The organism is Ramlibacter sp. G4-7 (assembly GCF_057784995.1).
The window spans coordinates 179,854-192,873 of the sequence record NZ_JBYNTT010000007.1; the positions used below are offsets into that span (position 1 = coordinate 179,854).

Consider the following 13,020-nt stretch of genomic DNA (forward strand, 5'->3'; position numbering starts at 1 on the left):
GGATCGGAACGTAGCCGTTCCCAAAATGAGCAGATCGCACGCTTGGGAAATTCTAGACTGGCGCCCATGAACCCGACACCCTTTTCCGCGACGGCCGCCCTGCCGCGCCGCGTGGTCGTTCGCGAGATGGGCCTGCGCGACGGCCTGCAGAGCGTGGCCACCATCGTCCCCACCGCCGCCAAGATCGAATGGATCCGCGACGCCTATGCCGCCGGCGAGCGCGAGATCGAGGTGGGATCCTTCGTGCCTCCCAAGCTGCTGCCGCAGCTGGCCGACACCGCGGAAGTGCTTGCCTTCGCGCAGACCCTGCCCGGCCTGCGCGCCACGGTGCTGGTGCCCAACCTGAAAGGCGCGCAGCGCGCGCTCGAGGCGAAGGCCGAGATGATGCTGCTGCCGCTGTCGGCCAGCCACGCCCACAGCCTCGCCAACCTGCGCAAGACGCCCGACGAGGTGGTCGCCGAGATCGCGCGCATCCGCAGCGAGCGGGACGCCAGCGGCGCGAAGACGCAGATCGAGGTCGGCATCAGCACCGCCCTGGGCTGCACGATCCAGGGCCGGGTCCACCCCGACGAGGTGGTGCGGCTGGTGCAGGCCGTGCTGGACCTCGGCGTCGAGGGCGTGAGCCTCGCCGACACGGTGGGCTACGCCGACCCCGCGATGGTCTCGCGCCTGTTCGAGCGCGTGCTGAAGGTGGCGGGCGAGAAGCTCGTGGCCGGACACTTCCACGACACGCGCGGCCTGGGCCTCGCCAACGTGTTCGCGGCGATGCAACTGGGCATCTCCCGCTTCGACGCCTGCACCGCCGGCATCGGCGGCTGCCCGCATGCGCCCGGCGCCAGCGGCAACGTCGCCACCGAAGACCTCACCTACATGTTGCACAGCATGGGAATCGAGACCGGCCTCGATTTCGACCAGCTGCTCGCCCTGCGCGCGAAGGTCGCGCAATGGCTGGAAGGCGAACCCACCCACGGCACGATCTGGAAGACCGGCCTGCCCAAGACGATGAAGGAGGCCGCGCATGGCTGAACGCAATCTTCCCCTGAAAGGCCTGCGGGTCGTCGAATTCACCCACATGGTCATGGGCCCCACCTGCGGCATGGTGCTCGCGGACCTGGGCGCGGAGGTGATCAAGGTCGAGCCCATCGACGGCGACCGCACGCGCCGCCTGCTGGGCGCGGGCGCGGGCTTCTTCCCCATGTTCAACCGCAACAAGAAGAGCATCGGCATCGACCTGCACAAGCCCGAAGGGGCGGCGCTCGCGCGCAAGCTGTGTGCCAGTGCCGACGTGGTGGCGGAGAACTTCAAGCCGGGCACCATGGAGAAGTACGGGCTCGACTACGCCTCGCTCGGTGCCACCAATCCGAAACTGATCTACGCGACCTGCAAGGGCTTCCTGCCCGGCCCGTACGACCACCGCACGGCGCTCGACGAGGTGGTGCAGATGATGGGCGGCCTGGCGTACATGACGGGCCGCCCCGGCGATCCGCTGCGCGCGGGCACCAGCGTCAACGACATCATGGGCGGCCTGTTCGGCGCGGTGGGCGTGCTGGGCGCGCTGATCCAGCGCGGCATCACCGGCCGCGGCATGGAGGTGCAGTCGGCGCTGTTCGAGAACAACGTGTTCCTGGTCGGCCAGCACATGCTGCAGTACGCGGTGACCGGCAAGCCGGCCGCGCCCCTGCCGGCGCGCGACAACCCCTGGGCCGTGTACGACGTGTTCAGCGTCCGGGACGGCGAGCAGATCTTCCTGGCCGCCGTCAGCGACGCGCAGTGGCTCAAGTTCTGCGACGTGCTGGGTTTCGCCGACCTGAAGGCCGAGCCGGAGCTCGCCACCAACAACCAGCGCGTGCAGCAGCGCCCGCGCCTGCTCGCCACGCTGCGCGAGCGGCTGGAGCGGCGCGGGGCGGACGAACTGGCCACGCTGATGGAACAGGCCGGCCTGCCCTTCGCGCCGATCCGCCGGCCCGAGGACCTGTACGATGACGAACACCTGCGCGCCACCGGCGGCCTGGCCGACGTGAAGCTGCCCGACGGCCCGCGCGCCGGCGAAACCGTGAAGACCACGCTGCTGCCGTTCACGCTCGGCGGCGAGCGGCTCGGCGTGCGCCTGGACCCGCCGGCCCTGGGCTCGCACAGCCGGGAATTGCTGCTGTCGCTGGGCCTTGCCGAGGCCGACATCGCCGCGCTCAGGCAACAGGCCGTGGTGGCCTGACAATATCCAGATCCGAAGGAGACGACGATGCAAGACCACAAGACCACTTTTTCCCGCCGCAGCGTGCTGCTGGCGCTCGCCGCCACCGCTGCCACCGCGGGCAACGCGCTGGCCGATTCCACCGTCAAGTTCATCCTGCCCAACGCCACCGGCTCGGGCGTGGACACGATCACCCGATCGGCTGCTCCCGCGCTGGGCAAGGCACTGGGCGGCACCGTCGTCGTGGACAACCAGCCGGGCGCCGGCGGCCTCGTGGGCCTGCAGGCGCTGGCACGCTCGCCCGCCGACGGCAGCGTGCTGTCGGTCGTCTCGAACAACGTGGTGATCTTCCCCAGCGTGCTGAAGTCCCTGCCCTTCGACATGCCTGGCGACTTCACGCCGATCGCCGTCGTCGGTGCCACGCCCATGGTGCTGGTGGTGAACCCGAACAAGCTGCCGGTCAACAACGCGAAGGAGTTCTTCGCCGCGCTCAAGGCCAAGCCGGGCGGCTACAACTTCGGCTCCGGCGGCAACGGCACCATCCTGCACCTGGCCAGCGAGATGGTGCTGGATGCGGGCGGTGCGACGGCCAGGCACATCCCGTACAAGGGCGTGGGCCCGATGGTGACGGACCTGATGGGCGGGCAGATCGACTTCGCCACGGCGGCGCTGCCCAGCGTGCAGGGCCAGATCAAGAGCGGCGCCCTGCGTCCGATCGGCATGCTGACCGCGCAGCGCACGCCGGCCGCGCCCGACATCCAGACCTTCGCCGAGCAGGGCCTCGCCAACTTCTCGGCCGAGGCCTGGTTCGCCGTGATCGGCCCCAAGGGCCTGAGCGCCGCCAACGTCAAGAAAGCGCACGACGCGGTGGTCGCCGCCTTCAACGATCCGGCCGTGAAGGAAGCGATGGCCAAGCAGGGCAACACCATCAACGTCAGCACGACGGAGCAGGCGAACGCGATGTTCCGCAGCGAGTTGCAGCGCTTCGCGGCCCTGGTGAAGAAGGTCGGCCTCGAGCCGCAATGAGGCAAGGCGGCTGAGCCGCCGGCCCCCGCCGGCCGGCCGGCCTGCTCAGGCCACGGAGCCCTGCGGATACGCGTCGCGCAGGGCCTGCTCCGTGCGCGCATGCAGGCGCACCAGCTCTTCGTACCAGCCGGCCTGCGGTGCGGGCGGGGCCTGCTCCAGCAGCGGCTGCAGGGACCTCACCCGCTGGTGCAGCGCCTGCGCCCCGACGTCGCCGCAGGTTCCGACCAGCGCATGGAGCAGCTCCCGTGCGGCATCGGCCTCGCGTGCAGCGACCGCCTCCTGGAGCTTCCCGAGCGAGGCGCGGATCGCCTGCATCGCCCCGAGGACGGCTGCCGCGGGAACGTCGACGCGGTGCAGTTCGCGCAGGCGGCCGGCGTCGAGCAAGCCCCCGGCCGCGAGGTCGGCGAGCGTGCCGTCCGCTGAACGCGTGGCGCCCGCGCTGTGCGCCAGGTGCCTTGCCAGCGTTTCGATCAGCTTGTCCGCTTCGGCCGGCTTCGTGAGGAAGTCGCGGATCCCGGCGGCACGCGCCTTCGCGTGCGCCGCCGCGTCGTCGCGCGCGCTCAGCGCGATCACCACCGGCTTGTCTGCCCGGCTCGACTCCTGCACGGCCCGCGCCAGCCCGATCCCGTCCAGCACGGGCATGTGGATGTCCGTGATGATCGCGTCCACGGCGCTCGCCTGCAGCGTGGCGAGGGCCGATGCGCCGTCCGGGGCTTCCAGCACGCGGACACCGTGCTGCTCGAGCAGCGAGCGCAGGAAGCGACGGTTGAAGGCCTGGTCGTCGGCCAACAGGATGGTCCGTCCCGCGAGGGATTCCGCGGCCAGCCGCGCATCCGTCGCATGGCCGGCCTGCCGGTAGACGCGGCAGAGCGCCTCCAGCAGTTCGACCCGCGAGCAGGCCTTGTCGACCAGCACGTCGACCCCCACCCGCTGCAGTTTCGCCAGCGCCACGACCGGCGACTCCGCGCTGTACGCCACGATGGGCAGGCGCTCCCTGCCGGGAACCCGGCCGGCGCGGATGCTGCCGGCGGTGGCGTAACCATCCAGCACCGGCATCGACAGGTCCAGCACCATGGCATCGAAGGGCTGGCGGGCCAGCAGGTCCAGGGCCTCCTGCCCGTTCTCCGCTTCCTCGATCTGCGCGTCCAGCGGCTTGAGCATGGCCCGCGCGGTCAGGCGCAGGGCGGGCAGGTCGTCGACCACCAGGATGCGCCGGCCCGCGAACATGGCCCGGGCGCCCTCCACCACCTGGGCCTCGTGCGCGGCGATCTCCGCACGGTCGACGGCGGGAAAGCGCAGCACGAAGCGCGTGAAGCGGCCCAGCTCCGACGTGCACGTGATGTCGCCGCCGAAGGCGAGCATCGTGCGCTTGCAGAAGGACAGGCCCAGGCCGGTGCCGCCCACCTTGCCCGCGGTATGGAACGACTCGAACGCGCGGGCGAGCACCTCGGGCCGCATGCCGGGGCCCGTGTCCTCGAAGCGCACGCCGTGGCTGCCCACGGTGATCGTGACCAGCGCCGCGGGGTGGGCGTCGAAATAGTGAAGCGCGTTCTTCAGCAGGTTGAACAGGACGAAGAGGTAGCGCGTCTCGTCGCCCTTGAACACGAAGTCCTCGGCCACGCGCAGTTCCACGCGTTCGCGGTGGGCCGCGTTCTCGTAGCCGAACTCGTCCACCGCCTTGCGGGTCACCTTGGCCGCGGAGAGGTAGCGCAGTTGTGACGTGTCGAGCGGCTTCGCATGGATCTCCTCCAGGGTCATGGAGATCATCTGCATGCCCCGCTCGATCGCGAGCTTGCCCTCGGCCAGTTCCTTGTACACGGCGTCGAGCTGCCGCGCCGGCATGGTGGGGTCCTTGCCGTCGGTGCTCGGGCCGGGCAGGCTGCGGCCGATGCTGTCCAGCCGGTAGCGCAGCTGCCCGAGCGGATTGCGCAGCTCGTGGGCGATGGAGCCGGCCAGGTCCTTGAGCGCGTGGATCCGCTGCCGCACCAGGATGCCTTCGAGGTTGCTGCGCGTGAACAGCAGGCCCGCGGTCGCGCTGTAGACCATCGCCTGGAGGTGTACGGACTTCACGATCGCGTGGTTCAGCGTGGCGAAGTTCGGGATCGTGAGATAGCCGGCGAGCACGCCCAGGCCCGTGCCCAGGAGGATGGTCGCGAGCGCCAGCAGGTAGTGCGGGAAGATGACGACGACGAAGAACACCATCGTCACTTCGAGCATCGAGCGCAGCACCGAATAGTTGCTTCCGAGCAGCTGGTACGTGGCGTAGAAGGGCAGCGCGTACATCACGGCCGCGAACCAGGCCCAGGGCAGGAAGCGCTGCTTCCAGCGCTGCGGCCAGTACGGGCTCAGGCTCACCGCGAGGCACAGGAGCACCGCCACGCTGCGCAGGCCCAGGCTCTCGTATTCGACCGGCGCGACGTACAGCCACAGGATGCCGTAGCCGGTGAAGATGATCGCCCCGACCGCAGCGGCGACGACCATGCTGCGCGCCGAGGCGTTGGCGCTTTGCCGCAGCGCGGCGTCGAAACGCCGGAACAGGTTCTTCAGCACGCGAGCCACGGACCGCTCAGAAGACGAACTTGCTCAGGGCGAAGGACATCCCGGCGCTTCCCATCAGGAACATGACCTGGTCGCCCTTGAGCAGCTTGCCGGCCTTCTTCGCCAGCGACATGGCCGCGGGAATCGAGGCCGACACCACGTTGCCGGTCTCGGGATAGATGTGGAAGATCTTCTCGGCGAACCCGTGCTCCCGGCCCACGCTGGTCCACGCCGGCAGCGAGGAGGAGTGGGTGAAGACGACGTCGGCCTGTTCCGGGTAGGCGCCGGCGCTGCGGATCAGGGCCGGGATCTCCTCGGCCAGGCGGTCGTGCAGCTCCGTGCCGCGGGCCGTGAAGCGCCCTTCGCCCAGCGCCGCGACCGCCTCGTTGACCTGGAAGTAGCCTTCGTGGCCGGCGGTCGGGATCATGCACAGGTCCGCGAGCTCCGGCCGCGACTGGAAGGCGACCGAGAAATTCTCCGGTGCGTCCGGCAACAGCAGGGTGGCCGTCGCGGCCTCGCCGATGGTGTACGAGGGCAGCAGGTAGTTCAGCTCGTCGAAGTCGCGCACCGCGTAGTTCTCGGGAAAGCCGGCCACGCCCTCGATCATGTTGAACTCCGCGTTCACCACCATCGCGTTGCGGTAGCCGCCCGACTTGAACAGGCTGTCCACGAGGGACAAGGCGCGGGTCCAGCTCATGCAGGCGTCGATCACGTCGAAGCACTGCGCCTTGCTCATGCCCAGCGACTTGGCCACCATGTACGAGTTCCCGGGCTCGCGGAAACCGCCGGCGATGCCGACGTACACGAGCAGGTCGATGTCCTTCGCCTGCAGGCCGGAACCCGCCAGCGCCTCGTCCACCGCGGCCTGCAGGTGCTCGATCGGCCGCTCGCCGGCTTCGCGCCAGTTGCGGCTGACCAGCCCGCTGCGATCGAGCAGGGTCCGGACCACCCGCAGCATCTTGTCGACGTCGCCCTCGAACGCCGCGGAGTGGTGGCGCACGAGGTCGACGACGGCTTCGTTGTCGACGCGGCGATTGGGAAAGCTGGCAGCGACGTTCTCGATGATCATGCTTGGCGAGACAGTGGTGGCCGCCCTGCCTGGGCAGGGCGGCGGAGGGTGAAGTTCGGGGTCGCCCGCAGCCAGGGAGGGAGCGACGGCGGCAGGGCGCGGTCCTTGCGGCGTGGCAGCCGGCCGGCGCTGGGACGACCGGCGATTGTAGAGTTGGCCTCGGGGCGACCCCTAGGCAATTGCCTGGATGTCGTTTGGCCGCATCAGGCCGCGAACGCCAGGAACAGGTCGAAGGCCGACTGCAGGTCGTCCACCAGGCGCTGCAGGTCCGCCGGTGTCGCGGTCTCCGCACGTTCTTCCAGCGCGCCCGCGATCGCCGCATAGCGCTCGGCGGCGATCATGGAGCCGCCGCCCCGGGCCGAGTGGGCCAGCCGCGCGAGCTGGACCCGGTCGCCGGCCTGCAGCGCCGCATGCACCTTTGCCAGCAGCGCCGGCGTGCTCTGGCGGAAAGCGGTGAGCGCCACCTCCTTGAGCTCCTCGTCGCCGCCGAAGCGCGAGTTCATCGCGGCCGCGTCGAACAGCGGCAGGTCCGCCACCCGCGAAGGCTGCGGCCCGGCCCACCGGGCCAGCATCGCGCGCAGCGTCTTCAGGTCCATGGGCTTGGTGAGGTAGTCGTTCATGCCCGCCTCGAGGCAGCGTTCGCGGTCGCCCTTGATCGCGTTGGCCGTCATGGCCACGATCGGCGCCGTGCAGCCCGCCGCGCGCAGGCGCCGCGTCGCCTCGTAGCCGTCCATCTCCGGCATCTGGCAGTCCATGAGGATCAGGTCGTACGCGTCGCGCCGCGCCATGTCGAAAGCCTCGGCCCCGTCGTTGGCGATGCTCACGTCGCCGTAGCCCAGCTTGCGCAACATGCCGAAGGCGACCACCTGGTTGGTCGTGTTGTCCTCCGCCAGCAGGATGCGCGAAGCGGGCGCCGCGGGGCTGAGGTCCACCCACATCGAGGCCGGCTCGGGCTCCTGCGCCACGACGACCGGCAGCGTCACGGTGAAGCGCGAGCCCTTGCCCGGCGTGCTGGCCACTTCCACGGCGCCGCCCATGAGGTCGACCAGCTGGCGCACGATCGACAGGCCCAGCCCCGTGCCGCCGAACTGGCGCGACGTGGAGCTGTCGGCCTGCATGAAGCGGGAGAACAGCTGCGGCTGCACTTCCGCCGGGATGCCCAGCCCCGTGTCCTTGACGATGAACTCCAGCACGTGCGCGGCTTCTTCGGCGCGTGCCCGCACGTCCAGCCCGATCCAGCCGCTGGCCGTGAACTTCAGCGCGTTGCCCAGCAGGTTGACGAGCACCTGCCGCAAGCGCGTGGGATCGGCGACGACGTGCTGCGGCACGCCCGGGTCCAGCCGCACCCGGAACAGCAGGCTCTTCTCGGTGGCGCGCAGCCGGTACAAGGTCGCGAGCTCCTGCACCAGCCCGTGCAGGTCGAAGGGCACCCGCTCGATCTCCATCTGGCCGGCCTCGATCTTGGAGACGTCCAGGATGTCGTTGACCAGCGCCAGCAGCGACTGGCCGCTGCGGTCGATCAGGTCGGCATGGCGGCGCACCTCCGGCGTGAGCTGCTCGTCCAGCAGCAGGCGGGTCATGCCGATGATGCCGTTGAGCGGCGTGCGGATCTCGTGGCTCATGGTGGCCAGGAACTGGCTCTTGGCCTTGTTCGCCTCGTCGGCCGCGTCGCGCGCGATGCGCAGCTCCTCCTCCGCCGCGCGCTCGTGCGTGATGTCGCGGTTGGTGCCCACCATGCGCAGCGGCGCGCCGGACGCATCGCGTTCCGCCACGCCGCCCTCGCTGTGAATCCACAGGAAGGTGCCGTCGCGGCGCTGCACGCGGTGCTGCACCGCGTAGCGTGGCGAGGTGCCGCCCAGCACCTCCTTGAGCGCCTGCTCGATCCGCGGCAGGTCCTCCGCCGGCACGAGCTCCAGCAGCTGCTGCGCGGTGCAGAAGGTCTCCTGCGGCTTGCCGCCCAGCATGACGGCCCACTGCTCGGACAGGTAGACGTCCTCGCCCTGCACGTCCAGGTCCCACAGCGCGAGCGCGGAGCCCTCCAGGGCCCGGTGCAGCCGCTCCTGGCTGCGCTCCAGCGCCGCGTGGGCAAGCTGCGTTTCGGTGATGTCCTGCAGCGCGCCCACCAGCGCATGGGGCTTGCCGTCCCGGCGCTCGACCTGGCCGACCGAGCGCACCCAGATGCGCCGGCCGCGCGCCGTGGTCATGGGCAGCTGCACGTCCCAGGGCCGGCCGTTCTCGATGCAGGCGCGCACCGTCTCGTGGATCAACTTCTGCGCGTCGGCGTCGAAGTACTTCTCCTGCTCGTCGCCGCGCGGCTCGTACTCCGGCGGCAGCTCGTAGATGCGCCGCACCTGGCTGGTCCAGAAGATCTCGCCGGTGACCATGTTGAAGCGCCACGCGCCCACCCCCGCGATCTGCTCGGCGCGCGCGAGGAACTCGTTGCTGGCCCGCATCTGTTCCTGCGAGCGCACCTGCTCGCTCACGTCCTCCACCGAGCCGACGTAACCGCCTGTGGAGCCGTCGGGCAGGCGCACGGCCTGCGAGCGGCCGCGCACGTGCACCATGCTGCCGTCCGGGCGGCGCACCCGGTAGGTGTGGTCGAACACGGTGCCGTCCGCCGCGGCCCGCTGCCACAGCGCCAGCATCGCGTCCTCGTCGTCCTCGTGCAGCCACTGCACCCAGCGGTCGCCCATGAGGTCGGCCAGGGGCCGGGCGAAGATGCGGGCGGCCTCGGGGTTGCCGTAGATCACCTGGCCGCGCGCGTCGGTGTGGAAGATGCCGACCGGGCAGGACTCCGACAGGCTGCGGAACATCTCCTCGCTGGAGGACTGCACCGTGCGGTGCGCGGCCTGGCGCAGCAGCAGGGCCTGGACCGTCGCCGCCGCGAGCTCCGCCAGCGCGCCGCGCTGCGCGGGCGCCAGGCCGGTGCGCGGCTGCAGGTCGAGCACGGCCAGTGCGCCGATCACGTGGCCGTCCGGCGTGGCCAGCGGCGCGCCGGCATAGAACGCGATGCCGGGCGCCTCGCGTACGCAGGCCTTGTCGGCCACGCGCGGATCCAGCCGCGTGTCGGGGATCTCCACGAGCTGGCCTGCTTCCACCACGAGCGGGCAGATCGCTTCGTCCCGCGTGAGTTCCTGCGGGCCGCCCCAGCCCACCTGCGCCTTGGTCCACTGGCGGCGGCCGTCGATCAGGTTGACCATCGCGATGGGCGTGCCGCAGGCAGCGGCGGCGGCGCGGGCCAGGCCGTCCAGCAAGGCTTCCGACGGCGTGTCCAGCACGCCCAGCCTGCGCAGCGCGCGGACGCGCGGGTCCTCGGCGGCCGCACCGGCGCTGGGGCTGGACGAATCGGGGGTCACGCCCCGACTCTACCGTGTCCGGCTCGGCCCCGGCACCGGGAGAACGCCCGCCGCGCGGGGCTCAGCGCGCCAGCGTGGAGGCGCCGAACAGGCTCTGGATGAATTCCACCGCGAGCTCCGCGGTGCGGTTGCGCACGTCGAGCGCGGGGTTGATCTCCACCACGTCCATGGACGCGAGCCGGCCGGTGTCCGCGATCATTTCCATGCACAGCTGCATCTCGCGGTAGGTCGGCCCGCCGCGCACGCCCGTGCCCACGCCCGGCGCCTCCATCGGGTCCAGGCAATCGAGGTCGAAGCTCACGTGGATGTGCGTGTCCTCGTCCACGTCCTGCAGCACCTCGGTCATCGTGTTGCGCATCCCGTGCTCGTCGATGTGCCGCATGTCGAAGACCTGCAGCCCGAGCTGCTTGATGGCCTGGCGCTCGTCCGCGTCCACGCTGCGGATGCCGATGAAGTCGATGCTGCCCGCGTCGATGGCGGCGCGCTCGCCGCTCCAGCCCACGAGGTCGGCGGGACCGTGCCCGAGCAGGCACGCGACGGGCATGCCGTGGATGTTGCCGCTCGGGCTGATGGCGGCGGTGTTCACGTCGGTGTGCGCATCGAGCCAGACCACGCGCAGGTTCTTGCGCTCCTGGCGACACTGGCGCGCCACCGCGCTGATGGAGCCGATGGCCAGGCAGTGGTCGCCGCCCATGAGCACCGGCACCTGTTTCAGTGCGAGCGACGTGGACACCGCCTCGAACACGGCGCGGTTCCAGGCGATGACTTCGGGCAGGTGCCGGATGCCTTGCGCCGCCGGGTGCCACGGGTTGGGCGGACCGGCGAGATTGCCGCGGTCGATGACCTCGAAGCCCTGCGCGTGCAGCGCCTCGGCCAGGCCCGCCACGCGCAGCGCATCCGGTCCCATGCCGGCGCCCCGCACGCTGGCGCCGACGTCGGTCGGCGCGCCGATGAGACTCACAGTTGCCATTGCTGTCCTCATTGTGTCGTACCCCCGCGCAAGCGCGCATGGATTGCTACAGGATGCATCAAAGATAACCAAGGCTGGGTTCGAATTCGCAGAATGGGTTGCCAGCACCACAAGGAGAAAGCACCCAATGCTGGCAATGCAATACCGCGGCCCTTACCGGGTCCGCGCCACCAACAAGCCCGAGCCCCGCATCGAGCACCCCAACGACGCGATCGTGCGCGTCATGCGCTCGTGCATCTGCGGTTCGGACCTGCACCTCTACCACGGGCTGGTGCCGGACACGCGCGTGGGCCACACCTTCGGCCACGAGTTCGTCGGCGTGGTCGAGGAGGTCGGCCCTTCCGTGCAGAGCCTGAAGAAGGGCGACCACGTGCTGGTGCCCTTCAACATCTTCTGCGGCAGCTGCTTCTTCTGCCAGAAGGAGCTGTTCTCCAACTGCCACAACGTGAATCCCGAAGCCACCGCGGTGGGCGGCATCTACGGCTACTCGCACACCGCGGGAGGCTACGACGGCGGGCAGGCCGAGTTCGTGCGCGTGCCGATGGCGGACGTGGGGCCGATGAAGATCCCGTCGGACCTGAGCATGGACGACGCGGTCATCCTCACCGATGCCTGCCCCACCGGCTACCAGGCCGCGGAGATGGGCGAGATCGCGGAGGGCGACACCGTGGTGGTGTTCGGTGCCGGCCCCGTGGGCCTGTTCGCCGCCAAGTCCGCCTGGCTCATGGGCGCGGGGCGCGTGATCATCGTGGACCACCTGGAGTACCGGCTCGAATTCGCGCGCCGCTTCGCGCAGTGCGAGACGGTGAACCTCAAGGAAGTCGACGACATGGCCATCCACCTGAAGAAGATGACGGACTGGCTGGGCGCCGACGTGTGCATCGACGCGGTGGGCGCCGAGGCGGTGGGCAGCGTGCTGCAGCACCTGACGGGCCGCTACATGAAGCTGCAGGCCGGCGCGGCGACGGTGCTGCACTGGGCCATCAACTCCGCCCGCAAGGGCGGCACGGTCTCCATCGTCGGCGTGTACGGGCCCACCGGCAACATGGTGCCGATCGGCAACGCCCTGAACAAGGGCCTGACGCTGCGCATGAACCAGGCGGCCGTCAAGCGCCACCTGCCGCGCCTGATCGAACACATCCAGGCCGGCCGGCTCAAGCCCAGCGAGATCATCACGCACCGCTTCGACCTCGACGACGTGGCCGACGCGTACCACATCTTCTCCAGCAAGCTGGACAACTGCATCAAGCCCGTGCTGATCCCGCGCGCGGGCCGGCAGTACGAGCGCCAGATGGCGATGCACTGAGGAGGACGGCATGAGCAACCACCCGGACGACATGACCATCTACGTCGAGAAGACGGCGCCCGAGGCGCACCAGCGCAAGCCGCCGGAAGGCATCCAGGGCTGGGGCGCCGACCTCGACCCGCAGGCGCGGCCGGCGTTCCCGATGGAACGCACGCCGCCGCGCTTCATCAACAAGCACTGGGACGACCTGGAGCACCAGAAGCGCACGGTCAAGGTGTTCCATTCCAACGAGCGGCCGGGCCTGACGCCGGTCTTCGGCACCGCGCAGCCGCCCAAGGGCCTGTCGGGAATGATCCGCGGCGCCGCCTTCCGCTTCAGCGAGAACGACCTGCGGCACTGGCTGATGCTGCTGTTCGCCGACCGCGTGGACGTGGTCGAAGGGATCATCGACGACCTGGCCCACGGCCACGTGCCCAACGTGTTCAAGGAGATCGGCGGACCGGCCGAGTGGCGCTACAACCGCGCCGGCTTCTACCGCAAGGCCGCGATCGCCGGCGGCATCGCCGCCGTGATCCTGTACCTGGCTGCGCGGCGCAGGAGACACTGAAGCCCCGGCGCCTTGCG

The 13,020-nt window shown here is 70.2% G+C and carries 9 protein-coding genes; 5 read left to right on the top strand and 4 right to left on the bottom strand.

Annotated elements, in window-relative coordinates:
* Window positions 1-66 precede the first annotated feature (66 nt).
* The 3 genes from AC3EGR_RS11875 to AC3EGR_RS11885 are packed head-to-tail and all read left to right on the top strand — an operon-like array spanning window position 67 to window position 3,217.
* On the top strand, window positions 67-1,026 hold the full coding sequence (locus AC3EGR_RS11875; protein ID WP_488546680.1) for a hydroxymethylglutaryl-CoA lyase: 960 nt from the start codon (window positions 67-69) through the stop codon (window positions 1,024-1,026).
* Window positions 1,019-2,212, top strand: coding sequence for a CaiB/BaiF CoA transferase family protein (locus AC3EGR_RS11880; RefSeq protein WP_488546681.1), 1,194 nt, complete (start codon window positions 1,019-1,021; stop codon window positions 2,210-2,212). Before AC3EGR_RS11875 ends, AC3EGR_RS11880 begins: the two co-directional genes overlap by 8 nt.
* A 27-nt stretch (window positions 2,213-2,239) precedes the next feature.
* Window positions 2,240-3,217 (top strand): Bug family tripartite tricarboxylate transporter substrate binding protein, encoded by a 978-nt coding sequence (locus AC3EGR_RS11885; RefSeq protein WP_488546682.1) that lies wholly within the window; start codon window positions 2,240-2,242, stop codon window positions 3,215-3,217.
* Between the two features lie 45 nt (window positions 3,218-3,262).
* On the opposite strand, the gene AC3EGR_RS11890 is transcribed toward AC3EGR_RS11885, so the two are convergent.
* The 4 genes from AC3EGR_RS11890 to rocF form a co-directional block, all read right to left on the bottom strand.
* Window positions 3,263-5,776 carry an ATP-binding response regulator gene (locus tag AC3EGR_RS11890; RefSeq protein WP_488546683.1) on the bottom strand — a complete coding sequence of 838 codons (2,514 nt, stop codon included), beginning with the start codon at window positions 5,774-5,776 and terminating at the stop codon, window positions 3,263-3,265.
* A gap of 7 nt (window positions 5,777-5,783) precedes the next feature.
* Window positions 5,784-6,824, bottom strand: a complete 1,041-nt coding sequence (locus tag AC3EGR_RS11895; RefSeq protein WP_488546684.1) for a 3-oxoacyl-[acyl-carrier-protein] synthase III C-terminal domain-containing protein — start codon at window positions 6,822-6,824, stop codon at window positions 5,784-5,786.
* Window positions 6,825-7,027: 203 nt separating this feature from the next.
* Window positions 7,028-10,180 carry a PAS domain-containing protein gene (locus tag AC3EGR_RS11900; RefSeq protein WP_488546685.1) on the bottom strand — a complete coding sequence of 1,051 codons (3,153 nt, stop codon included), beginning with the start codon at window positions 10,178-10,180 and terminating at the stop codon, window positions 7,028-7,030.
* Between the two features lie 61 nt (window positions 10,181-10,241).
* Entirely contained in the window at window positions 10,242-11,150 is a 909-nt protein-coding gene (gene rocF / locus AC3EGR_RS11905; RefSeq protein ID WP_488546686.1) for an arginase, read from the bottom strand.
* A gap of 127 nt (window positions 11,151-11,277) precedes the next feature.
* Here rocF and AC3EGR_RS11910 point away from each other — a divergent pair, with 127 nt between their 5' ends.
* Together AC3EGR_RS11910 and AC3EGR_RS11915 are read left to right on the top strand one after the other, a co-directional pair.
* Window positions 11,278-12,456 carry a zinc-dependent alcohol dehydrogenase gene (locus AC3EGR_RS11910; RefSeq protein WP_488546687.1) on the top strand — a complete coding sequence of 393 codons (1,179 nt, stop codon included), beginning with the start codon at window positions 11,278-11,280 and terminating at the stop codon, window positions 12,454-12,456.
* Window positions 12,457-12,466: 10 nt separating this feature from the next.
* Entirely contained in the window at window positions 12,467-13,003 is a 537-nt protein-coding gene (locus AC3EGR_RS11915) for a hypothetical protein (protein ID WP_488546688.1), read from the top strand.
* The last annotated feature ends 17 nt before the right edge of the window (window positions 13,004-13,020 follow it).